The sequence below is a fragment of the Pseudomonas sp. BC42 genome, assembly GCF_021560055.1.
Classification (GTDB): domain Bacteria; phylum Pseudomonadota; class Gammaproteobacteria; order Pseudomonadales; family Pseudomonadaceae; genus Aquipseudomonas.
Map to the genome: position 1 here is coordinate 4,231,978 of NZ_CP091067.1, position 20,043 is coordinate 4,252,020.

25 protein-coding genes are annotated in these 20,043 nt (G+C 64.6%); 11 read left to right on the plus strand and 14 right to left on the minus strand.

Features of this window, described 5'->3' with window-relative positions:
* Positions 1 to 77: 77 nt before the first annotated feature.
* From L1O02_RS18880 to L1O02_RS18890, 3 genes are all read left to right on the plus strand, one after another.
* Positions 78 to 698 (plus strand): TetR/AcrR family transcriptional regulator, encoded by a 621-nt coding sequence (locus L1O02_RS18880; RefSeq protein ID WP_060838721.1) that lies wholly within the window; start codon positions 78 to 80, stop codon positions 696 to 698.
* Positions 699 to 922: 224 nt separating this feature from the next.
* Entirely contained in the window at positions 923 to 1,354 is a 432-nt protein-coding gene (locus L1O02_RS18885) for a hypothetical protein (protein WP_173655940.1), read from the plus strand.
* A gap of 92 nt (positions 1,355 to 1,446) precedes the next feature.
* Positions 1,447 to 2,616 (plus strand): hypothetical protein, encoded by a 1,170-nt coding sequence (locus L1O02_RS18890; RefSeq protein WP_060838720.1) that lies wholly within the window; start codon positions 1,447 to 1,449, stop codon positions 2,614 to 2,616.
* A gap of 38 nt (positions 2,617 to 2,654) precedes the next feature.
* On the opposite strand, the gene L1O02_RS18895 is transcribed toward L1O02_RS18890, so the two are convergent.
* Together L1O02_RS18895 and L1O02_RS18900 are read right to left on the minus strand one after the other, a co-directional pair.
* Complete coding sequence (locus L1O02_RS18895) at positions 2,655 to 2,894, minus strand: hypothetical protein (protein ID WP_235758476.1); 240 nt, start codon at positions 2,892 to 2,894, stop codon at positions 2,655 to 2,657.
* Between the two features lie 128 nt (positions 2,895 to 3,022).
* Positions 3,023 to 3,484 (minus strand): isoprenylcysteine carboxylmethyltransferase family protein, encoded by a 462-nt coding sequence (locus tag L1O02_RS18900; RefSeq protein WP_060841918.1) that lies wholly within the window; start codon positions 3,482 to 3,484, stop codon positions 3,023 to 3,025.
* A gap of 256 nt (positions 3,485 to 3,740) precedes the next feature.
* Between L1O02_RS18900 and L1O02_RS18905 the strand changes: the two genes are divergently transcribed.
* Positions 3,741 to 4,142: a GFA family protein gene (locus tag L1O02_RS18905; protein ID WP_235758478.1), complete on the plus strand. Its 402-nt coding sequence runs from the start codon at positions 3,741 to 3,743 to the stop codon at positions 4,140 to 4,142.
* A gap of 44 nt (positions 4,143 to 4,186) precedes the next feature.
* Entirely contained in the window at positions 4,187 to 4,528 is a 342-nt protein-coding gene (locus tag L1O02_RS18910) for a hypothetical protein (protein ID WP_060838718.1), read from the plus strand.
* 21 nt (positions 4,529 to 4,549) lie between these two features.
* Here the strand turns inward: L1O02_RS18910 and L1O02_RS18915 are convergent, their stop codons facing one another.
* The 5 genes from L1O02_RS18915 to L1O02_RS18935 all read right to left on the minus strand — a co-directional run bounded on the left by L1O02_RS18915 (position 4,550) and on the right by L1O02_RS18935 (position 8,270).
* Positions 4,550 to 5,173 carry a cell wall hydrolase gene (locus L1O02_RS18915; protein ID WP_060845102.1) on the minus strand — a complete coding sequence of 208 codons (624 nt, stop codon included), beginning with the start codon at positions 5,171 to 5,173 and terminating at the stop codon, positions 4,550 to 4,552.
* 222 nt (positions 5,174 to 5,395) lie between these two features.
* Positions 5,396 to 6,091: an OmpW family outer membrane protein gene (locus tag L1O02_RS18920; protein WP_108542937.1), complete on the minus strand. Its 696-nt coding sequence runs from the start codon at positions 6,089 to 6,091 to the stop codon at positions 5,396 to 5,398.
* A 209-nt stretch (positions 6,092 to 6,300) separates the two neighbouring features.
* A complete protein-coding gene (locus L1O02_RS18925) occupies positions 6,301 to 6,747 on the minus strand; it encodes an NUDIX hydrolase (RefSeq protein ID WP_173655892.1) in 447 nt (148 codons plus the stop codon).
* A gap of 57 nt (positions 6,748 to 6,804) precedes the next feature.
* Positions 6,805 to 7,434, minus strand: coding sequence for a DUF4375 domain-containing protein (locus L1O02_RS18930; protein WP_108542935.1), 630 nt, complete (start codon positions 7,432 to 7,434; stop codon positions 6,805 to 6,807).
* Positions 7,435 to 7,481: 47 nt separating this feature from the next.
* The gene (locus L1O02_RS18935) at positions 7,482 to 8,270 is read right to left on the minus strand and encodes a hypothetical protein (RefSeq protein WP_108542933.1); all 789 of its coding nucleotides are present in this window, start codon (positions 8,268 to 8,270) and stop codon (positions 7,482 to 7,484) included.
* Between the two features lie 438 nt (positions 8,271 to 8,708).
* On the opposite strand from L1O02_RS18935, the gene L1O02_RS18940 reads away from it, so the two are divergent.
* Together L1O02_RS18940 and L1O02_RS18945 are read left to right on the plus strand one after the other, a co-directional pair.
* Positions 8,709 to 9,038 carry a cyclic-phosphate processing receiver domain-containing protein gene (locus L1O02_RS18940; RefSeq protein WP_060838712.1) on the plus strand — a complete coding sequence of 110 codons (330 nt, stop codon included), beginning with the start codon at positions 8,709 to 8,711 and terminating at the stop codon, positions 9,036 to 9,038.
* A 4-nt stretch (positions 9,039 to 9,042) separates the two neighbouring features.
* Positions 9,043 to 9,477 (plus strand): hypothetical protein, encoded by a 435-nt coding sequence (locus tag L1O02_RS18945; RefSeq protein WP_235758480.1) that lies wholly within the window; start codon positions 9,043 to 9,045, stop codon positions 9,475 to 9,477.
* Between the two features lie 16 nt (positions 9,478 to 9,493).
* Here the strand turns inward: L1O02_RS18945 and L1O02_RS18950 are convergent, their stop codons facing one another.
* The 4 genes from L1O02_RS18950 to L1O02_RS18965 all read right to left on the minus strand — a co-directional run bounded on the left by L1O02_RS18950 (position 9,494) and on the right by L1O02_RS18965 (position 14,005).
* Entirely contained in the window at positions 9,494 to 10,069 is a 576-nt protein-coding gene (locus L1O02_RS18950; RefSeq protein ID WP_108542929.1) for a GNAT family protein, read from the minus strand.
* A gap of 13 nt (positions 10,070 to 10,082) precedes the next feature.
* On the minus strand, positions 10,083 to 10,934 hold the full coding sequence (locus L1O02_RS18955; RefSeq protein ID WP_060843212.1) for an EcsC family protein: 852 nt from the start codon (positions 10,932 to 10,934) through the stop codon (positions 10,083 to 10,085).
* 123 nt (positions 10,935 to 11,057) lie between these two features.
* A complete protein-coding gene (gene valS / locus L1O02_RS18960) occupies positions 11,058 to 13,622 on the minus strand; it encodes a valine--tRNA ligase (RefSeq protein WP_181321546.1) in 2,565 nt (854 codons plus the stop codon).
* 95 nt (positions 13,623 to 13,717) lie between these two features.
* A complete protein-coding gene (locus tag L1O02_RS18965) occupies positions 13,718 to 14,005 on the minus strand; it encodes a barstar family protein (RefSeq protein ID WP_060838708.1) in 288 nt (95 codons plus the stop codon).
* Between the two features lie 139 nt (positions 14,006 to 14,144).
* On the opposite strand from L1O02_RS18965, the gene L1O02_RS18970 reads away from it, so the two are divergent.
* Positions 14,145 to 14,657 (plus strand): ClbS/DfsB family four-helix bundle protein, encoded by a 513-nt coding sequence (locus L1O02_RS18970; protein ID WP_108542927.1) that lies wholly within the window; start codon positions 14,145 to 14,147, stop codon positions 14,655 to 14,657.
* A 159-nt stretch (positions 14,658 to 14,816) separates the two neighbouring features.
* On the opposite strand, the gene L1O02_RS18975 is transcribed toward L1O02_RS18970, so the two are convergent.
* On the minus strand, positions 14,817 to 15,686 hold the full coding sequence (locus L1O02_RS18975) for a hypothetical protein (RefSeq protein ID WP_235758482.1): 870 nt from the start codon (positions 15,684 to 15,686) through the stop codon (positions 14,817 to 14,819).
* A gap of 223 nt (positions 15,687 to 15,909) precedes the next feature.
* Here L1O02_RS18975 and L1O02_RS18980 point away from each other — a divergent pair, with 223 nt between their 5' ends.
* Genes L1O02_RS18980 through arsH form a run of 3 tightly spaced genes read left to right on the plus strand, consistent with a single transcriptional unit; the run spans position 15,910 to position 17,489 of the window.
* The gene (locus L1O02_RS18980) at positions 15,910 to 16,254 is read left to right on the plus strand and encodes a metalloregulator ArsR/SmtB family transcription factor (RefSeq protein ID WP_108542923.1); all 345 of its coding nucleotides are present in this window, start codon (positions 15,910 to 15,912) and stop codon (positions 16,252 to 16,254) included.
* A gap of 59 nt (positions 16,255 to 16,313) precedes the next feature.
* Complete coding sequence (locus tag L1O02_RS18985; protein WP_108542921.1) at positions 16,314 to 16,784, plus strand: arsenate reductase ArsC; 471 nt, start codon at positions 16,314 to 16,316, stop codon at positions 16,782 to 16,784.
* 12 nt (positions 16,785 to 16,796) lie between these two features.
* Positions 16,797 to 17,489 carry an arsenical resistance protein ArsH gene (gene arsH, locus L1O02_RS18990; RefSeq protein ID WP_108542919.1) on the plus strand — a complete coding sequence of 231 codons (693 nt, stop codon included), beginning with the start codon at positions 16,797 to 16,799 and terminating at the stop codon, positions 17,487 to 17,489.
* A 61-nt stretch (positions 17,490 to 17,550) separates the two neighbouring features.
* Here the strand turns inward: arsH and L1O02_RS18995 are convergent, their stop codons facing one another.
* Positions 17,551 to 18,243: a tRNA (adenine(22)-N(1))-methyltransferase TrmK gene (locus L1O02_RS18995; RefSeq protein ID WP_060838702.1), complete on the minus strand. Its 693-nt coding sequence runs from the start codon at positions 18,241 to 18,243 to the stop codon at positions 17,551 to 17,553.
* A gap of 222 nt (positions 18,244 to 18,465) precedes the next feature.
* Complete coding sequence (locus L1O02_RS19000) at positions 18,466 to 19,980, minus strand: 2OG-Fe(II) oxygenase (RefSeq protein WP_108542917.1); 1,515 nt, start codon at positions 19,978 to 19,980, stop codon at positions 18,466 to 18,468.
* Positions 19,981 to 20,043 lie beyond the last annotated feature (63 nt).

The following is a 20,043-nucleotide window of genomic DNA, read 5'->3' on the forward strand; positions in this document are numbered from 1 at the left end:
GAACAAAGGGTTGAGAGATAGGATTTGCCCCAGCAGAATACGAGTCATCACTCACCTTTCAAACTCGCATTGGCGCCATGTCAAAACACCCTGTCGCTCCCCCCTTGAACCCGCGTAAAGCCCCGAGTCAGCGTCGTTCGGCGCACACCGTCGAGGCCATTCTGGAAGCCGCTGCTCGCATTCTGGAAACCCAGGGGCTCACTGCCTGCTCCACCAATGCCGTGGCGCAACGGGCCGGGGTCAGCATCGGCTCGCTGTATCAGTACTTTCCCAATCGTGATGCCCTGACCGTGGCTCTGATCGAGCGCGAGACCGCGCAACTGCTGCGCGACATCCAGGCGGCCAGCGATCTCAGCGGCGCCCTGGAGCGCATCCGCGCCATGGTCCAGGCCGCGGTGGCCCACCAGTTGCGCCGGCCGGAACTGGCCCGGGTCATCGATTTCGAGGAACGGCGGCTGCCGTTGCAGGAGCGCCATCAGCGAGTGGCCCAGGTCATTCATCAAGCCCTGGTCGAGGCCTTGCAACTGGCCGATGCGCCATGGGTGCTCGATGACGTGACCACGGTGGCCCATGACCTGTTCGCCCTGACCCACGGCATGATTGACGCCGCGGGTGAGCGAGGTGAAACCGATGCCCTGAACCTGGAGCACCGGGTCATGCGCGCCATCCGCGGCTACCTGGCGCTGAGCGGGGAATGATCCGCCGGTGCGGCGCAGGCCTCTTCGGCCGACCTGGACCGACCAACAGATGCCGGGCAAAGCCGGTGCCGGCCAGGGACAGGCATGCCAGGAACGCAGGCAATCCCGGTCGATCGCAGCCTCGCCAGCGGCAACGGACAACGCCAGAAAAGTACCCGTGCGCCGATCCGGCTGGTATGGTGCGCCCCTTGGAAATACACCGCCCGACCCTGAGGAACCTGACCTTGAGCAGTGAAGCAAAAATGACCGGTGACCTGTTCGAAGTCGACAAGCGCCTGGCCCTCAAGCCCATCGTCGACTTCAACAGCTACCTGCGCGCCGCCTTCGCCGACGGCCCCTGCACCTGTGGCCGCTGCGTCGCCAGCCAGGGTGACGAAACAGGCTACGAGCACCCGCACAGCTTCAACTTTGCCGGCAAGGTAGCCAACCGCCGCTTCGCCACCACCGCCGGCAGCGACGTGCTGCTGGCCCTGAAGAAGGCCTGGCTGTCCTTCACCAAGGCCGAACTGCCCAGCAGCGGCGACCTCGACCTGACGACCGTGAAAGAGTTCGTCGAACCCGAGCTGCACAAACGGCTGCTCCCCTTGTTCGTCGCCAGTGGCCTGGTTCAAGACGTGGATGGCCAGTTGCAGATTCAGGCGCAAGTGGCGGCTTGATACGGACCAGTACTGTGCCGGGCCGCTCCACGGTGCAAAGCGGCGTAAGATGATGCACCAATAGGACTGCCCAGCGTCATCAGGAGCGAGGAATGGATTCCAACCTGCCAATCGCCGATCAAGAGGCCCTGGTTCCCCACTATCAGGGCTGTCTGTACTTCCTGCCCCTGACCACCGTCTTCGACCTGCTCCACATGTCGACCTTGCAACGGAATCTGTATGAACAGGCGCATCGGCCTGGCTGGCTGACCTGGAAAACCTTCAGTAAATGGTTTACTGGCTGTCAGCTCATAAGGGACATGCGCCCAACCCAGAAGCTCAAACTGGAAAAGATGCTGCAAGGCCGTCCCGCGCTGACACAACTGCAGCAAGAGATTCGGCACAAGGATGCGCTATGGCGCCCCTACGCTGAATGGTCGGGTTTGATGGGAAGCCCGCTCTTCAACAGCAAACAATGTGTGGACTATTGGAAAGACAAACTCGAGACAGAGTGGCACCTGGCGTGCAAGCTGCTGCCTTGCGCCTCAAGCGGCGCGGCAAAACTGGCACTGCTGGCCGACTCCACCTTGGCCGAAGACCTGGGCACGCCGAGTTCAAGGGCGCGGATCAAGGCATTGCTGGCAAGCAAACTCGACGATCAGGCGCTGACCAGTCATGCCGACTTTATGCATACGAGACTGGCGGATTGCGTCGCCACATTGCTGCGTTTTGCAGCCTGGCTGACCGCCGATGCCGTGGTGTTGAACGGGGATCTGATGCAGTTGAGCAGCATGGAGGATTCCCAGCCACTGGTACGCTGGCTGCCAAGACTGACGTCTACCCCATCGGAGTGGAGCAACCCCCTCGACGACTGTATTAAACATTTCGGCCGGCTAGCGGGATGTTCTGACACAGCAGCCCTTGGCGAACTCTGGGCACAGCATGAGTACCATCAGGGCAAAGTCCGGGACATCACCTCCAAACAGCGCCTGCTGCGTGATTGGATCAACGGCGGCAAAGGCCGGCCTAACCTCACCAGCGTGCGCTCACTCGCCGAGGCAGTCGCGATAAGGGCTGCCGCCTTGCAAGGCATAGCCGATTACCAGGGAGGGAGTGAAATCGATGCCCTGCGGCAAATGCTGCACTTCGCCGAGACAACACGTTTTCTGCAGAAAGAGATGCTACGGCTGGGGCTGCCTGCGCAACTGATCGGCGAAGTATTCTCCACCTATCCGCAGGAGTACCGCAAAGCGCTCATGGTTCTGGGTCATCCCCTGCCCTGAAGAAAAGGGCCGGCATAACTCCGGCCCCAAAGCCTTGGTCATTGAGGTTTCGACGGTGACTGGTTGGGATTCAGTTGCTTGCCACGATTGCCCTGGCCTTTGTCATAGATGGGGTTGGTACCTGGGGTGCCATTGTTGGCGTTCTGGATATCCCCTCGGGCATCCCGGGGGCGTTTCCCACTGCCCGTAACCGCACTGCCTTCCCCCCGTGAACTCCGGTAGGCAGGGTTGTTAGGGTTCAGTTGATTGGCCCGGTTGTCGCGGTTTTGCTGATTCATGATGTATGTCCTTGAGTGAGTTGCCTGGCTGATCTTGAAGATCGAGCACAGGATCAACCCCAAGCCTGAAAACACCGAGGAATTGGCGAGGAAGAAAGTCGCCACCGCCATTCGGTCCCAGCCGAGGCTCACAGCCAGCGCCGCACGCGCTGTCGATAGTCCGCAAAATCAGCGCCAAACAACTGCTCGAGCGCCCGTTCTTCGGGAGCGATCTGCAAACGGTTCATGTACAGGACAAAGCCCAGGACGCCCGGCAGCACCAGGGGCGACGCCAGGTACAGCCCCCAGGCCAGCAACCACAGGGCAAAGCCGACATACATCGGGTTGCGGGTGTAGCGGTAGATGCCCGACGTGACCAACGCTGAGGCCGCTTCGGGTTTCAAGGGGTTGACCGTGGTCCGGGCACGCCGGAACGAGATCCCGCCCGCCAGGACGAACAGCAGCCCCGCCCCGACCACAGGCAGCGCCAACAACAGGCGTGTGCTCCAGGCCAGGTCAAGTCCCGGCAGCCCTAGCGATGCGCCGCCCATCAGCCCGCCGAACGCCAGCGCGACCAGCGGTGGCGGAACCCTGTTTTCCAGTGCCTGCATCATGCTTCTTCCCTCGAAATGCTGCGCAATCGCCAAGCGGCGGATCCCTGGCCTCAGGGGTTGTCCATCGCCCGGCACCTCCTACCGTCGCTCAATGATGCAACAGCAAATGCCTTGCAAACCGGCACTGCCCACTTGAGCATCAGCGCGCAGTTGTACATCCTCCGGGCTTCGACTTGATAGCCCGGCGCGAGCTTGAGCCCCCGACCGAACAGGTTGTAGCAGCGCCGGCCCCGACACTCTGGAAATCCTCAGCATGCAAATCCCCCATCAAGGCAGCTGCCTGTGCGGCGCGGTGACTTATCAAGTATCCGGCGCGTTGAAAGCCGTCGCCCACTGCCACTGCCGCAAGTGCCAGAAAGGCCACGGCGCGGCCTTTGCCTCCTACGCCAGCACGCCGCGCGCGAATCTGCACGTCAGCGACTCCGGCGCCGCCCTCAAGGGCTATGAGTCCTCCCCTGGCGTGCTGCGCCAGTTCTGCTGCCACTGTGGCTCATCACTGTTCTGGCAAGATGCCCGGGGCGAATACGCCGAGTGGATTTCAATCGCCATCGCCACCCTGGATACGCCCTTCACGGCCCCCAAGCAGAAGCACCACTGCGTGGCAATGAAGGCCAGCTGGCATGCCATCACCGATCACTACCCGCAACTGCCCTGACCCCGGGCGCAGCCGTGTCCCTGACCTGAAGGATTGCCCAACAGATGAGCCAGCACTGGTGCTACGTATGGCTACTGCCGCTGCTGGAAAGCCCCTATGAGTCGGTAGCGGCCAACCTGCCCGGCGCCCTGGCCGAGCTGGATATCAAGCACCCGCTGCCCCAGGCGGTCGAGCTGCGCCAGTTGCTGCTGACCGCCCTGGAGTCCGACTCGGAATACTGGGCGCAACGTGCCGTGACATGGCTGGAGGCAGGCTTTCCACTGGATCGCGAGCTGTGCGAAACCCTGCTGCATCAGGTTTCTCGAAAACGCTTCAGCCAATCCATCCGGCACCGGCTGACGCCCCTGGGCAAGCGCTGGCTGCGTCAGCACCGTCCGACAAACTGAATACCACCGCGCCCGGCGCCGCTAGCGCGCCGCCAGGTCCTTGGGTTTGTAGAACAGGAAATTGCCGATTTCAGTGGTCTTGATGTAGCTCTTGGCCCACTGCGGTGAAACGCTGCGGTCGTGAAAGTACAGGGCGCCGCCGGTGCGGTCCTTGAGCTGCTGATTCAGCGCCTTGCGCGCAATCTCCTTGGCCAGGCTATAACGCCCCTCCTCCTGCACCTGGTCGGGACGGCCATCGCACCACCAGGAGAACTGGCAGGGACTTTTTTCCGAGCCCTGCTTGACCACTTCGCACAGGGTAGACGGAAAACCCTCATGGCCCAGGCGGTTCAGGACCACATCGGCCACCGCTTCCATATCGGCAGACTCCCCTCCTTTGGCTTCCCAATACAGGGTCCGCGACAGGCAGGTGATGGCATCGTCCACCGGTGCCTGTCCGGCGGGGTCCACGGCCTGGACTTCCGTCTTGGTGATGGGGGCCGCCTGGGGCTCGGCCTTGGGACTCTCTTTGTCCGCGACCTTCTGCTCCAGGACCTGGGCCTTGTCCTTGGCGACTTCCTGGACCGCAGGTTGCGGCTCGGCGGCCAGGAGCTGGGCGATGTAGAGCATCAAACCGTAGCAGGTAAGCCTTGCAATGAAGTGCATGATCGACTCTTCCAACAAGTCATGGACCCTGGGTCAACGCCAGCCCTGAGCCTTCAAGCGACAGAGCCGTGCACCGAGGCCGGCGCATGGGCACGTCGGCGACAAGCGACGGGTCATGAGAGGGCCATATCGAGTCGACCATGGCGCCACAAAAACATTCCCTCGAAAAACGCTCACCGGGCCAGGGACGCTGGACCTCGACGCAGCGCCCCGGCTGATCACCTAGAACTTGTAGCCCAACCCCACCATGTACACGAACGGGTCGACATCCACGTTGACCTTGGAGCGCACCCCGAGCTGGCTGTTGTTCACATAGGCATCGGTGTTGATGTCGATGTAGCGCAGCTGCGCATTGAGCATCAGTCGGTCGCTGAGCATGTAGTCCATGCCCACTTGTGCCGCCCAACCCCAGGAATTGCCGGCGCGGAAGTTGTCGAAACCGGCGGCGGAAGCCCGGCTGCCGACCTTTTCATCGTAGATCCAGGTGTAGTTGAGCCCCGCCCCCACATAGGGCTGGAACGCCGATTTGCTGTGCATCGGGTAGTACAGCAGGCTCAGGGTCGGTGGCAGGTGCTTGAGGGAGCCAAGCTTGCCATCGGCGATACCGCCGGCGGTGCCACTGAGGCTCACGTTGTGTTCAAAGGGGGTCGCCGCCAGCAACTCCACCGCCAGATGGTTGGTCAGCATGTAGGCGAAGTTCAGGCCCAATTGGGTATCGCTGCCCAGGCTCGCCTTGCCGCCCAGGCTGGTGCCGGCCAGGGCGCCGCGATCGACCTTGACGCTGGAGCTGCTCTCGCGCGGGTCCACCGTCACCGCGCCGGCACGGACAATAATGTCGCCGGCCTCGAAGGCCTGGGCCGTGGAAACGGCCAGGGCAGACAACAGCAGGCTGGTACTCAGAAGGGTCAATTTACGCATGCATCACTCCACTACTCGAACAACGGCCAACCCGCCAGTCGTGAGCACGGCGGGCTGTGCCAGGGAGGCTCGAGTATCGAGAAGCGGGTACGCGCGCACATCTGCCGAATGACATAGGCCGTGGCCGATCAGCCCGGGGATGCATTGCGAGGTGTTTCGTGGTGCCAGGCCAGGAGCAGGCGCCACGGGGCAAGCGAGCCTGTTGTTGCTCAGTCGAGCAACCCGGCGTTCTTCAGCAACTCGCCCAGCCCCTGGGGAACCAGCGGCGAGCCTTCGCTAAAGCTGCGGCTGTCATGCCAGCGGGCAACGAACGGGGCGCCGTCGCTTTCCCGGGCATCGAGATGGGCGCGCTGGTAAACCCTCGGATCGTCGAAGCGGGCGTCATAGACCTGGACGATTTCATGGCCGGGTTTGCCGGCGAACGTGAACAGGCTTTCCAGGGTGCCGATCAGGCGCAGGTTGCTGATCGACTGTCCCAATTCCTCCTGCACCTCGCGGACAATCGCCCGGGCACTGTGCTCACCGAAATCGATACCGCCGCCCAGCGGCCGGAACAGCGTCTGTTGCGTGTCGGCATCAACGAACTGATTGACCAGGATCTTGCCCTGGTGGTGGAAGACACACAGCGCGAGCGCGCGAATACGGGGTTCAGACACGGGATAAAGTCCATTTGCCGGTACGAGGCGCGGCATTAGAACACAGCGCAGCGAGCATCAACCAAGGTAAAAATACTTCACCGCCAACGCCGGCACCTCCTCCATCGCCGACCACAGCTGCTCGTCCAGCTCGCCGCTGATCAACTCATGCTGCTCGTCGCTCAGCAGCTCGGGAAGGTCCCACAACCGCTGCAGTGGCGGGTGATGTTCAAGAGGTCCGAGCAACTGCCGCTGGCGGCTGACCAGCCTGCGGGTGTTGCGCGCACCGATGGCCGCCAGGGTGTCCAGCGCCAGCTCACAGGTCTGCTCGCCCCAGTTGCAGAAGAACTGCAGGAAGCCGCCGTTGTAACCGTCCGCCTCCAGGCGCCAGAGCGCGACGATGGCTTGATCGTCCGCCGGCAACCGGTCGAGCTGCCACTCCACGGCCTGCAAGCGCGCCATGGACTCATTGCACAGGTGCTCCCAGATCCAATCGATGGCCTCGACGCTGACACCCGACTCTCCCAACTGCGGCCAGGACACCCGACGCCCTCGGTGCTCGATCTGAAAGTCCACCCGCTGCTCGGGCGTGGCCTCTTGCAGGATTCGGTAGCGACTCAACGGCTGCCGCAGGTGCAGGCCATCGGCCCAGCCGAGGCAGAGCATTTCGGCGTCGAAGCTGACATGGGTGATGGGGCTGAGGTTCATCGAGCAGATCCTTGCATAAAGAGGGTCAATGGCGCTGCGCCGGCGGATTACTCGCCAGCGGCCACGGGGCGCCGCGGGCCCATGCCATTGAGCAGCGAGAACAGCACCCCGGCCAGCAGCCCGAGCAGCAGGAACGGAAAGATCCCCCGGTTGAACAAGGGGACCCAGTAGTCCAGCCCCGAGGCCCCCTTCAGTGATCCGGCGAACAATCCCGGGGCCCCGGACAGCAGCCAGATCAACAGGCCACTGAGCCCGCCACCGATTACATGGCGCCAGCCGGTGGCGAGGAAACGGTCCACCAGCCATAGCATCGGCCAGCTGACCAGCATCGAGAGCCACGCGCCGATCAGCGCCCCGAGCGAGAAAACCGCCAGGCTTTGCTCCCCCTTCGGATAGAGCGTCACCGCCACCCCGCCCAGGGTCAGCGCCCCTGACAGCGGCACAGCCAGAACCCGCCACCCTTGCCGCGCCCGCCCATGAAGCGGCACCGCCAGCTGCTCGATACCGCGGATCAGCAGGCTGTACAGACCGCCCAGGAGCAACCCGCCGGCCAGCGGCAACAGCAACAACTGCGTCCACGAGGTGCGCACCAGCAAGGTAGCGACCAGACTCAGGATCAGGCCGAGCCACAGGTAGCGCGTCCTGGCTTGCGGCCAGCGCCGGTCCATCCACAGCAACAGGGGAATGCCCAGGACCATGGCAATCACGCTGCCAAACAGAAACCCGGAAAACAGCTGCGTACCATTCCAGCCCTTGATCAGGCCCTTGGTCACGGCATAGACCAGGCCGGCGCATGCCGGCAGTGCAAACAATCGGAGTTCGGCATTGGGCCGCATTGGGTTCCACCTGGGTTGGCAGCGGGTGCCGGATTGAATAATGGAGCGTTTCTACACAACTGCGGCGGACTAATCCACTGCTGGAAAAAACCTGCGCCACCTTGAGCGGGGTAATGGCTTCTTACGCACTATCGGGTTATACAACGGGTCGAAAATTCATCCGCCCCCTCAACGTAAAGCCCCCAGCGATGCTTTCAGCCCAACAAGCCTGTGCCCTGGTGCTCGCCATGCATGACGGCATGATCAACGATGGAAAGCCCGAGCGCTTTGTCATTCAGTCCTGCGAGCTCTGTCCCCAGGGGGCTTAGTGGGTGATCCGCTGCCGCGCTCCTGCTAGCGCTCCGGCGCAGGTTGCAATGAGCAGGCGTTGACCGACGCGATCATGTCATCGCGAACGACGCCGATGCTTGAACTGCATTTGAAAGAGTAAACAGGCCCATGAAAATCTACCTCGACGACGAACGCCAGACCCCGCCCGGCTGGATTCGCACCTACTGGCCGGACGAAGTCATCGCGCTGCTCAAAGACGGCGGCGTCGAACAGATCAGCCTCGACCACGACCTCGGAGATGACGCGCGCGGCACCGGTTACGACGTGATCCTGTGGATCGAAGAGGCGGTGGCGCTGCAGGGGTTCTGTCCACCACAGATTCATATCCACTCGGCCAATGCCTCCGCCGTGGAAAAGATGCGCGCGGGGGTGCAAGCGATCAATCGGCTGGCCCGCGACAACGGATGCCGCCAACCCACCGACAACAGAGGCCACTGACCCCATGAGCGGCAACCTGTACGGATACATCCACTGCCTTGACCCTTCGCCGGCCGCCGAAGCGCACAATCGCGCGGTTCTGCACAGCCTGCCAGTGACCGGGGCGCAGATCACCAGGGCGCTTTTCAGCCTCCTGCCCCACAGCAGGGGGCATTGCTACTACGGGCATATGCTGCACTTCGCCTGCGCCCCCAAAGGCAGTTATGACTTCGAGGATTCGTGGCTGGCCGAATACGAAGCCCTGCTGGAGCGCTTGTTCTGGGACAGCTCGGAAGTGGTGCATACCTATTGCGGCGAACGTCGGACCTGGGGCTCCAGTAAAACCCAAGGGCTCGCACCACCAACAGGCTTGCAGATCAGCCAGCGGAAGGTCTTTCCCTCCTACCACCACCTGGAGCCCGTCGAGGACAGCGATGTAGCGACGCCAGCACCGGCTTGATTGTCACGCCACGCAGTTACACAACATGAGCGGCGAGCGGCGCCGGGCTGGACCAATCGGCCCTCAACAAGCCGTACTGCACCAGATCATGATGAGCCCCCAGCCAATACCCCGCCTGGCGGGAAAGCCCTTCGCGGACAAACCCCAGCCGCTCCAGCAACCTGAGGCTCGCCAGGTTCTGCGGGTGCACCTGGGCCTCGATACGGTTCAGCGCCATCTGCTCGAAGCCCCAGCCCACCGCGGCGTGCAACGCCTCGCTCATCAGCCCCTGCCCTTGTGCCGGTTTTGCCAGCTCGAAACCGATGGCGCAGCTGCGCCACTGGCGGTTCCATTTGAACAGGCCACAGGTGCCCAGCAGGCCGGGATCGGACTGGCGCTCGATGCCCCAGCGAACGCCCGGGTTGGGCAAGCTCCGCCAACCGGCGAACAGTGCCAGCAATTGCTCGGCCTGCCGGTCATCCGTGATGGGGTCGGTGCCGAACCACTGCATGGCCTCGGCATCGCTGTGAATCGCGAACAACGCCGGGACATCGGCCGGGCACAGTTCCCTGAGGATCAGGCGTGGGGTACGGATAACCGGAAAGTCGCTCATATCGACACCCGCCCTAGCCTGCCAAGCGCTTGCCCAGGATGAGCGCATACTCGCCCTTGATCGGCTCAAAGCCGTACTTGTGCTCCAGGCGCTTGACGATGAAGTGCCCGCGGGCCATGTCCTGATAGAAGTCGGTGAACAGCGCATTGATGGTGGCGCCGGTAAAAGCGCCGATCACCGGCACCGCCTGGGCCGCGAACTTGCTGGAGATGGTCACGCCGTAACGGCTGGCGACCTTCTCGATCAACAGCGCCAGCCACTTGCCCACCTGCCCCGGAGACAGCCTGCCGGCCGCCCCGGCGCCTTGCCTGGCGGCAATGGCCGCCAGCTCCTTGGACAATTGCTGCATGGCCTGGGTGGTGAAACTGCGGGTGATGTAATAGCCGGTCTCGGTGGCGTCGTCGGCCTGGCTGTTGCCACCCATGGCGAACACTTCGATGCACGCCTGCTTGGTGGCGAAGTCCTCCAGGTCGAAGCCTTCGCTGCGGGCCACATCGGCCACCGAGCGCATCATGATGGTGGTGGAAATGGGCAGCTCGACGAACAGCGCGGCAAACCCGAAAGCGCCGCCCACCGCGCCGGAAGTGGCGGCATAGACTTTGTGCAAGAGCGTCGAGGCCTGTTTTTTCGGGGTGTTCTCCAGGCTCCACAGCGCGGCATCGGCCGAGGTATGCAGCGCAGCCACCACCGCGCCGTTGATCTTTGCGGACACCCAATTGGGCAAGGCCTTGACCGCACTTTCAATCGGCGAGCCGAGCAGGCCGGACAGACGCGCGGTCAATGAAGGGGATTCCAGCAGGCTGACCGCCCGCTTCAGGTCCTGATAATCCTCGGGACTGTCTTTGATGCTCACCGGCTTCTCCATGGGCTGCGACCTACTGCGCCCGGGAAGCATAAACCGCTTGCCGCTCAGATCACGACAAGATTCATCCTGCCGGGGCGCCCCCACGCAGCTGACGCTTCATGGGGGCGCCGAGGTGGCAGCAGGTCAATCCTGCAACCAGACCCGCACCTGAGGCTGCGCGCCTTCGATGAACACCAGGCTGGCCACCTGCCCCGCCTCGATCAGGTCCTGACGGGCCCATTGCAGGGACTCCAGCAGCGGCGCGTGCTGCACCAGCTCAACGCGCGCCACTGCGGCCTTCATCGACTGCCGGGCATCGGACTTGGCCTTGCGAATGGCCGCCAGCGCGGCACTGACCGCCTCCAGCAACGGCTCGACATAGTCCTCGGCCACCTGCGCCTCGGGCCACGGGGCCCGGTGCACCGAACCCGGCTGCCAGCAACGCCAGACCTCCTCACAGACAAAGGGCAGAAACGGTGCAAACAAGCGTTGCAGCACACTCAAGGCCGCCGCCAGGGCGTTGCGCGCCGAATGCCCCTCGGGCCGATAGGCGCGGCGCTTGACCAGCTCGACATAGTCATCGCAGAACCACCAGAAGAAGTCCTCGATGCCGATCAGCGCGCTGCTGTAGTCGTAGCCCTCCAGCGCTGCCTCGGCGGCGGCGGTGACCGCTCCCAGGCGTTGCAGCATGGCCTGGTCCAGCCTCTGCTCGACCGGCCCCTGCGGGTCGCCTGGCACGCCGAATACCAGCTTCGACAGGTTGAACAACTTCAGCGCCAGGCGCCGGCCGATCTTCATCTGCTGCTCTTCGAAGGCGGTGTCGCTGCCCGGGCGCCCGAGGGCTGCCCAATAGCGCACGGCATCGCTGCCGTATTGCTCCAGCAAGCCCTGGGGCGTGACCACATTGCCCCGCGACTTGGACATCTTCTTGCGGTCCGGATCGAGGATCCAGCCCGACAGCGCCACATGCTTCCAGGGCACCGCAGCCGCCTCGAAGTGGCTGCGCACCAGGGTCGAGAACAGCCAGGTGCGGATGATGTCGTGGCCCTGGGGGCGCAGGTCCATGGGGTAGACCCGGGCAAACAGGTCGTGGTCCTCCTCCCAGCCGGCGGCGATCTGCGGGGTCAGGGAGCTGGTGGCCCAGGTGTCCATGATGTCCCGCTCGCCGATAAAGCCATGGGGCTGGCCGCGTTGCTCGGGGCGGTAGCCCGCTGGCGTGTCCAGGGTCGGGTCCACCGGCAGCGAGGCTTCGTCGGCCAGGATCGGCCTGTCGTAGTCCGCTTCGCCCTGGGCATCCAGGGGATACCAGAACGGAAGCGGCACGCCGAACACCCGCTGGCGGCTGATCAGCCAGTCGCCATTGAGGCCGCCGACCCAGTGCTCGTAGCGGCTGCGCATGAACGGCGGATGCCACTCCAGGGCCTGGCCGCGACCGAGCAACTGCTGGCGCAGTTCAGCGCTGCGCCCACCGTTGCGCAGGTACCACTGGCGCGTGGCGACGATCTCCAGGGGCTGGTCGCCCTTCTCGAAAAACTTCACCCCGTGACGGATCGGCCGTGGCTCGCCCAGCAAGGCGCCGCATTCGCGCAACAACGCCAGCAACGTCTTGCGCGCCTGGGGCAGGCTGCGCCCGGCCAGCGCTTGATAGGCCTGGCGCGCGGCCGGAGTGGCCAGCCAGTCGGGAACCTGGGCCAGCAGCCGACCGTCCACGCCGATGATCGAGCGGGTCGGCAGTTGCAGTTCGCGCCACCAGAGCACATCGGTCAGGTCGCCAAAGGTACAGACCATCGCCAGCCCGCTGCCCTTCTGCGGGTCGGCCAGGGCGTGGGCCAGCAACGGCACCTCGACCTCGAACAGCGGCGAGCGCAGGTGCTGGCCGAAGCGCCCCTGATAACGCGGATCGTCCGGATGCGCCACCAGCGCCACACAGGCCGCGAGCAATTCGGGACGGGTGGTGGCAATGCTCAGGTCCGGTCCCTCGATGCCTTCAAAGCGCAGGTCGTGATAGGCCCCGGCCACCTCCCGCTCCTCCAGCTCGGCCTGGGCCACGGCGGTCTGGAAGGTCAGGTCCCACAGGCAGGGCGCCTGCTGGCTGTAGAGCTCGCCGCGCCGGTAGTTGCGCAGCAAGGCGCGCTGGCTGACCCGTTGCGCACGCTCATCGATGGTGGCGTAGGTCAGGCCCCAGTCCACCGACAGGCCCAGTTGCATGAACAAGCGGCGAAAGGCCTGCTCGTCGACGGCGGTCAACTGGTGGCACAGCTCGACAAAGTTGCGCCGGCTGACCGGCGCATAGTCGGCGCGGCGCTCGGCGACCCGGGCCGGTGGCTGCAACTGTGGCTGGTAAGGCGCCAGGGGCTCGCAGCGCACGCCGTAGTAGTTCTCGACCCGGCGTTCGGTGGGCAAGCCGTTGTCGTCCCAGCCCATGGGATAGAACACGGCCTTGCCGCGCATGCGTTGGAAGCGCGCGATGATATCGGTGTGGGTGTAGCTGAACACATGGCCGACGTGCAACGAGCCCGAGGCCGTGGGTGGCGGTGTGTCGATGGAGTAGACCGCGTCCCGGGTGGCACTGCGATCGAAGGCGTAGGTGCCCTCTTCCAGCCAGCGCTGGGACCAGCGTGTTTCGAGGTGTTCAAGCGAGGGTGTGGCGATGGGGCAAAGCGTTGCGGTTACACGTTTAACGGTGACATAGCATCCTCCTGTTATCACCCGGTGGCGCCGCAAAGGTCGGCGCCGAGGGGAAAATTTATAGAGGATTGCGCGGCATTAGTAAATCGCCCGGGCGCGGCTTTTTGCATTGCGCCTCAATCGAACTGCAGTTGCGCAGCCCATGCCGGGTACTGGGTCTGCAGGCGCCGCAGGCATTGTTCCATCAGCCGCGCATCGTCCGGCAAGCGTCGGGAGAGGCTGTGCCAGCCGCTGATGCGCAACTGCAGCGGCATCTCCACCAGCCCGGAAATGGCATCCCAGAAGGCATCCCAGTTGCAGCCATACCACTGGGGCAAGCCCAAGGCATCGCGCAAGGCCAGGTGCAGCTCACGGGCCGTGACCAGGTCGCGTACATCGATTTCCAGCAACTGCGGGCGAGTCATGTTGCGTGCCTCTGCTCAGGTTCATCGGCCGCCAGCATACCCGATGCCAGGGCCCATCCTGGCAGGCGTTGATGCAGCGCAGGCAGCAGCGGCCAATCGCTGGCACACTCCGGGCTTTCGCCGCACAGGAACAACGATCATGGCGATTCCCCAGGACAAGGAACAACTGCTCAGGGCCATCGACAGCCACTTCAATGCCTTGAGCCGGGTGCTGGATCAAGTGCCCCCGGCGCGGGTCGACGAACGCAGCCTGGAAGGCCACGTCAAGGGCACGCAGATCAGTGTCTCCGAGCTGGTGGCCTACCTGCTGGGCTGGAACGAGCGGGTACTGGACTGGCTGGAAAAGGACCTGGCCGGCCTGCCCATGGCCTTTCCGGCTGTCGGCTTCAAGTGGAACCAGCTGGGCCCGCTCGCGCAGAAGTTCTACCGCGACTATGCCGCCATGGCCTACCCGCAAAAGCGCCAACGCCTCGACGCGGCCAAGCAACGAATCGTCAGCCTGATCCGGCAGCGTGACAATGCCGCGCTCTATCAATGCCCCTGGTACGCAAAGTGGACCCTGGGCCGGATGATCCAGCTCAACACCGCCGCGCCCTACGCCAACGCCCGCGGACGCTTGCGCCGCTGGCTCAAGCAGCACAGCGCCCCATGACCGCAGCGGCGCCACCGGGCGCGCTGACTGCGCGCGCCCCTGTGCAACACGGGTTCGACCGTCAGCATCGGCATCTGCCGCCGGTGCCGTCCCCGGCGGAGCAAAGGCCTGGGCACGCCCCGCGCCGAGGCCCGGCGGCGGCTCATGCCGCCGGCGGATTCATGGCTGCCGCACCGCCAGTTCCTGGCTGGTGTACTGCTGGGTCTTGCTGTCGTAGACATAGGTCAGGTTATCGGCCGCGGCCAGCGAGCGGATTTTACCCGGGCCCTGGAAGGTGGTGCCGCTGACCTTGACCTGCACCTGCGGCAACGGCCCCTGGCCGGCAACAAAATTCAACTCGCCGTCGCTGCCGATACAGGGCATTACCGCGCCCTCGTCACAAGCGGCGGAGTTGTCCTCGCCGGTGCGCACCTGCCCCAGATAGGACCAGACCCAGCCATCGTCTTCCGGCTTCTTGTTCGGGTTGAACAGCAACATCGTGTAGCCCTTGGTCACCACGCTGTCGTCGAACGTGGCGGTGGGCACTGCCAGCAACAGCCGGCCATCGGCGGTGCGGTGCTGCACGGCCTGGCGCTTGCTGTCCACTTCCTCGGGTTTTTCCCGGCCACCGAAGAAACCGATCTTGCGTTCGATGCTGCGGATGGAATAGGCCGGCGTCTGGCCCGGGTGGGTGAGTTCGAAGGTCGCATCCGCCAGCCGGACCTGGACCTCGGGCGCGGCAAAGTCCTCGCCCTGGCGGGCCGCGCTGTCCCGGGTGTGCCAGACAAAGGTGGCGTAGTAGTGCTTGCCGTCCAAGTCCAGCTCCTGGCCGTACCAGAAGGTCGCGGTGACGCCGTCCTGGAGTTCCACTTCCTCATCCTGATCGGGCACCTCGACGTTCTGCATCACCGCCAGCACCGCACCGGGGGGAATCGGCGCCGGCCCGGCCTGGGCCAGCAACGGTAACGCAAGGGCCAAGCCGGCCACGCCCCAACCCGCCAACGTCTTGCCCAGGCTATCGCCCAGACCTTTCCCGAATCTGCATTTCATCAATCGCACGTCCCTGTAGAGTCCGAAAATACCGCCGGCCAGACCGGCCGCGGATGGCACAACGTGGCGATCATATAGACCCGGTTTCGCCAGCCACAAGTGTCGACCGCCTGAACGGTCAGCCCCTGATCCCGGCCGCAACCCAACAGCCGTCCCCGCGACGCTTGCACAACACATATGATTTTCCATATATTTGCGCCTCCATATATACGAGCTTCGTTCCATGATCACGCCCTCGGAGGTCTTCAAGAGCCTTGCCGACGAAACCCGCGCCCGCGCCACCCTGCTGATCGCCAACCAGGGTGAGCTGTGTGTCTGCGAGTTGATGTGCGCCCTCGACGACAGCCAGCCAAAGATCAGCCGTCATCTCGCCCAATTGCGCAGCAGCGGCCTGCTGCTCGACCGGCGCCAGGGGCAATGGGTCTATTACCGCCTCAACCCGCAGTTGCCGGCCTGGGTCGGGGAAATCCTGCAAGTGACCTTCCGGGCCAACAGCGACTGGCTGCGCGACAACGCCTTGCGCCTGCAGCACATGGAGGGACGCCCGGTCCGCGCCGCCTGCTGCTGATAGCGCAACCCCGTGAGTCTTGAGCCTTTGACATCCGCCCACAGCGCAAGGAATACCCCATGCGAGTCCTGTTCATGTGCACAGCCAATAGTTGCCGCAGCATCCTCTGCGAAGCCCTGTTCAACCACCTGGCACCCCAGGGTTTCCAGGCCCTGAGTTCCGGCAGTTTTCCCAGGGGGCAGGTGCTGCCCCGCACCCTGCATGCCCTGGAGCAGGCCGGTATCGCCACCGACGGCCTGTACAGCAAGGGCAACGACGCCTTCGCCGACAACCCGCCTGACATCGTGATCACCGTCTGCGACAAGGCCGCGGGCGAAGCCTGCCCGGTGTTCTTCGGCCCGGCGCTCAAGGCCCACTGGAACCTGGAAGATCCGTCCGCGATCAGCGCCGACGAAGCCACCGTCGAGGCGGCCTTCCGCGCCACCCTGGCGCACATCGAGCGACGCTGCAAAGCCTTCCTCGACCTGCCCCTGAACCGCCTCGGCCGTGAGCAACTGCAGCACGAGCTGGACCGCATCGGCACCCTGTGAGTCGGAGGACACATGTCAGAACAACTGCCCAACCTTGACCTCTCGCTGCTGGATGGCGAACTCGCCAGGCCCGAGCACAAGCCCCGCATCCTGCTGCTGTATGGCTCGACCCGCGCACGCTCGTTCAGTCGCCTGCTGGTCGAAGAAGCCGCGCGCCTGCTGCAGCACCTGGGTGCCGAGACCCGGCTCTTCAATCCATCCGGACTGCCACTGCCCGACGACGCCTCGGTGGAGCACCCCAAGGTCCAGGAACTGCGGGAGCTGGTGCAATGGTCCGAAGGCCAGGTCTGGTGCTCGCCGGAACGCCATGGCGCGATGTCGGCGGTGTTCAAGGCACAGATCGACTGGATCCCCCTGGAACTCGGCGCCGTGCGCCCGACCCAGGGCAAGACCCTGGCGGTGATGCAGGTGTGCGGCGGCTCACAGTCGTTCAACGTGGTCAACCAGTTGCGGGTACTGGGCCGCTGGATGCGCATGTTCACCATCCCCAATCAATCCTCGGTGGCGAAGGCCTACATGGAGTTCGACGAGGACGGCCGGATGAAACCCTCGGCCTACTACGACCGGGTCGTGGACGTGATGGAGGAGCTGGTGAAATTCACTCTCCTGCTACGCAACCAGCAGGCCTTCCTGGTGGATCGCTACTCCGAGCGCAAGGAAAGTGCCGAGCAACTGATGGCCCGGGTCAACCAGCCCTCGCTCTGAGGGCACGGTCCACGCGCCAGCTCGCGTGTCTCGCAAGCCGCGGGCCAGGTGAAGAATCGGGTCAAGCCAGCAGTTCGCTGATCCAGCGCACCTGGCGGCCCAGGTCCTGCACTTTCGCATCAGGTACGGCCTGCGCCCGGGTAAAGCTCTCCAGGGTGCGCTGTTTTAGGCGCAATAGACGCTGCCACTTGGCCAGGAATGCCGGGCTGCGGGTCTGCATCTGCAACGGGCCGAAGTACAGTTCCCGGGCGCTGTACTGCACCGGCGTGGCGCGTTCGGCGACGATGATCTCGTAGTCGAAGCGGTTCTCGCGCAACACTTCTTCGGCCAGGATCCGGTAGCCATGCTCCATCAGCCATTGACGCAGCGGCTGCTCGCCGCCGTTGGGCTGCAGGATCAGGCGCTCCGCGCCGCTCAAACGCGCCTGGCCGCGATCCAGGATGTCCCGGATGGTTTCGCCGCCCATGCCGCAGAGGCTGATCGCGGTGATCCCGTCCGCGGCCTCGATCGCCGCCAGACCATCGGCCAGGCGCACGCTGATCTGCTGCTCCCTGCCACTCTCGAGCACCGCGCGCCGGGCCGAACGGAATGGCGTCAACGCCACCTCGCCGGCCACCGCCGCGACGATGGTGCCGCGGCTGATCAACGCCAATGGCAAGTAACCGTGATCCGAGCCGATGTCGGCCAGGCGCGCCCCGTTCGGCACATGCGCCGCCACACGCGCCAGGCGCATGGACAATGTCTGTTGCTTCAACTGCTGCCCCTTTTCACCACCAAGGTCCGGCACTCGGGCCGGATCGGGGGGCGATTCTGGCGGGCAATGCCAGGCATTTCAAATTTATGCGACCAGGGCCGGCGGGCGGGCCCTACTGCGCTTGCGCAAATGGCCCAAGGGTGCAAGCCGCGCCGATCACAATCCCCTGGCGCGAATGCGCCAAGGCGTGGCCCAGGGCGTGGGCGACGGCCCGGCCGAACGCTAGGTCGTGGCGCCGTGCCGCATGATCCGTCCGTCATAGCCGCAGCTGATCCAGCGACCGCGGCCGCTGGGCAGCACATCGGTGGCAAAGTTGTCGTGCGAGCCGATGACCACCCCCTGCCGCGATGGCAGCTGCCAGCGCCTGACCAAGCCATCCTCGCCACAGCTCAGCAGCACCTGCCGCGCCTCGAAGCGCACGCGCCGCACCGCCCCGTCATGGGCGGCAAAGCGCTCCGTGAGCGTCAATGTCTGGCCGGACGCCAGCAGGTGCAGCGCGCCGTCAAGGTCACCCGCGGCCAAGGTGACGCGGCCATCGGCGTCGATCCAGCTGGCCAGCGTCCGCAGGGGACGGCCCAGATCGATCACTTGCACGCAGTCCCGCTGTTCGGCTTGCCACAGCTTGACCGTTCCGTCTTCCGAGGCGGTGGCGAAAGCGCCGTTGCCCAACGGCGCGATCGCCCAGACCCAAGAGGCGTGGGCCTGATGCTCGTTTGCCGCGCCGGATGCCAGGTTCCACAGCGTCACGCGGCCGTCGGCGGCGCCGCTGACCAGACGGCCACAGGCCAGCCGCGCACAGCACAACACCGCCGAAGCCGAGGTGCCGATCAGCGTCGAGGTTCCGGTCGCCAACGACCAGCGCCGAATCGTCCGGTCCCGCGAATGCGACACCAGTTCGCCAGGCGCCGTCTCCAGCAAGCCGAGGATGGATTGGCTGTGGCCGTCGAGCCGGCCCTGGTACTCGCCCTCGCGGGTCCACAGACGGATGCTGGCGTCGCGCCCGGCGCTTGCAAAACCCCGTTCGCCAAGGCTGGCAAGCGCCCAGACGTATCCTTGGTGACCGGGCTGGAAGGGACCGTCGATCGACTCAGGATGCTGCGGCTCGTACATCAGGTCACTGCGCATGAGGTATTTCCGGCCCGAGTCCACTGGGGCCCCCGCGTGCCAGAGCCCGTGTTCAAACAGAATCAGGCTGCCCTTGCGGGGTTGCAGGCGCAGCGTGGCATCGCGGCCCGACATGGCCGCGGAGCGTCCCTGGAAGAACAGCGTCTCACCGCCACTGAAGGCATCGTCGTTGAGATAGACCATGAAGGTCAGGCGCGACTGGGCGCACTGGCGATGGTGGACACCGTCCTGGTGAGCGCGGAACTGGGTGCCGGGCCGGTAGCGGCAAAAGCGCAGCCGTTCATTGACGCCGACCATGCGCCAGCCCTCTTCGTCCATCACCGCTCCAAGTCCCGTCGCCGGGGACAAGCACTGGCGCAGGCGCGCGAACAGCCGCCGGGCCAGGGCCGGATCGTCCGCCACGATGCGGTCGTTGTCGCGGTAGGAGGACGGATAGTCGGACACCGCGCTGGCGAACCCGAGCTTCTCCGTGGCGGCCACCAGGGCATCGCACTCGCTTGCCGAAAGAAACCCGTGCATCAGGACGCACCGCACGGCCTCACCCAGAGGTCGCTCGACCACAACCGAGGACGCCTCGGGGCTCGCCACCAGTATTTCAGCCAGGGAATTCATCGTGATTCTCCAAAGTTGGTCCAGCAACCAATATTTGCAACGCTAGGGTGCGACGCCGTCGAT

What these genes read in the sequence shown, in the direction of transcription:
- L1O02_RS18965 (WP_060838708.1), bottom strand. Translation starts at nt 14,005, where the DNA reads ATGACTCGCCCGCAGTTGCTGGAAATCGATGTACGCGACCTGGTCACG.
- L1O02_RS18890 (WP_060838720.1), top strand. Translation starts at nt 1,447, where the DNA reads ATGGATTCCAACCTGCCAATCGCCGATCAAGAGGCCCTGGTTCCCCAC.
- L1O02_RS18950 (WP_108542929.1), bottom strand. Translation starts at nt 10,069, where the DNA reads ATGAGCGACTTTCCGGTTATCCGTACCCCACGCCTGATCCTCAGGGAA.
- L1O02_RS18920 (WP_108542937.1), bottom strand. Translation starts at nt 6,091, where the DNA reads ATGCGTAAATTGACCCTTCTGAGTACCAGCCTGCTGTTGTCTGCCCTG.
- L1O02_RS18910 (WP_060838718.1), top strand. Translation starts at nt 4,187, where the DNA reads ATGAGCCAGCACTGGTGCTACGTATGGCTACTGCCGCTGCTGGAAAGC.
- L1O02_RS18905 (WP_235758478.1), top strand. Translation starts at nt 3,741, where the DNA reads ATGCAAATCCCCCATCAAGGCAGCTGCCTGTGCGGCGCGGTGACTTAT.
- L1O02_RS19000 (WP_108542917.1), bottom strand. Translation starts at nt 19,980, where the DNA reads ATGAATTCCCTGGCTGAAATACTGGTGGCGAGCCCCGAGGCGTCCTCG.
- L1O02_RS18970 (WP_108542927.1), top strand. Translation starts at nt 14,145, where the DNA reads ATGGCGATTCCCCAGGACAAGGAACAACTGCTCAGGGCCATCGACAGC.
- L1O02_RS18935 (WP_108542933.1), bottom strand. Translation starts at nt 8,270, where the DNA reads ATGCGGCCCAATGCCGAACTCCGATTGTTTGCACTGCCGGCATGCGCC.
- L1O02_RS18945 (WP_235758480.1), top strand. Translation starts at nt 9,043, where the DNA reads ATGAGCGGCAACCTGTACGGATACATCCACTGCCTTGACCCTTCGCCG.
- L1O02_RS18940 (WP_060838712.1), top strand. Translation starts at nt 8,709, where the DNA reads ATGAAAATCTACCTCGACGACGAACGCCAGACCCCGCCCGGCTGGATT.
- L1O02_RS18955 (WP_060843212.1), bottom strand. Translation starts at nt 10,934, where the DNA reads ATGGAGAAGCCGGTGAGCATCAAAGACAGTCCCGAGGATTATCAGGAC.
- L1O02_RS18915 (WP_060845102.1), bottom strand. Translation starts at nt 5,173, where the DNA reads ATGCACTTCATTGCAAGGCTTACCTGCTACGGTTTGATGCTCTACATC.
- L1O02_RS18900 (WP_060841918.1), bottom strand. Translation starts at nt 3,484, where the DNA reads ATGCAGGCACTGGAAAACAGGGTTCCGCCACCGCTGGTCGCGCTGGCG.
- L1O02_RS18985 (WP_108542921.1), top strand. Translation starts at nt 16,314, where the DNA reads ATGCGAGTCCTGTTCATGTGCACAGCCAATAGTTGCCGCAGCATCCTC.
- L1O02_RS18980 (WP_108542923.1), top strand. Translation starts at nt 15,910, where the DNA reads ATGATCACGCCCTCGGAGGTCTTCAAGAGCCTTGCCGACGAAACCCGC.
- L1O02_RS18930 (WP_108542935.1), bottom strand. Translation starts at nt 7,434, where the DNA reads ATGAACCTCAGCCCCATCACCCATGTCAGCTTCGACGCCGAAATGCTC.
- L1O02_RS18895 (WP_235758476.1), bottom strand. Translation starts at nt 2,894, where the DNA reads ATGAATCAGCAAAACCGCGACAACCGGGCCAATCAACTGAACCCTAAC.
- L1O02_RS18880 (WP_060838721.1), top strand. Translation starts at nt 78, where the DNA reads ATGTCAAAACACCCTGTCGCTCCCCCCTTGAACCCGCGTAAAGCCCCG.
- arsH (WP_108542919.1), top strand. Translation starts at nt 16,797, where the DNA reads ATGTCAGAACAACTGCCCAACCTTGACCTCTCGCTGCTGGATGGCGAA.
- L1O02_RS18975 (WP_235758482.1), bottom strand. Translation starts at nt 15,686, where the DNA reads ATGAAATGCAGATTCGGGAAAGGTCTGGGCGATAGCCTGGGCAAGACG.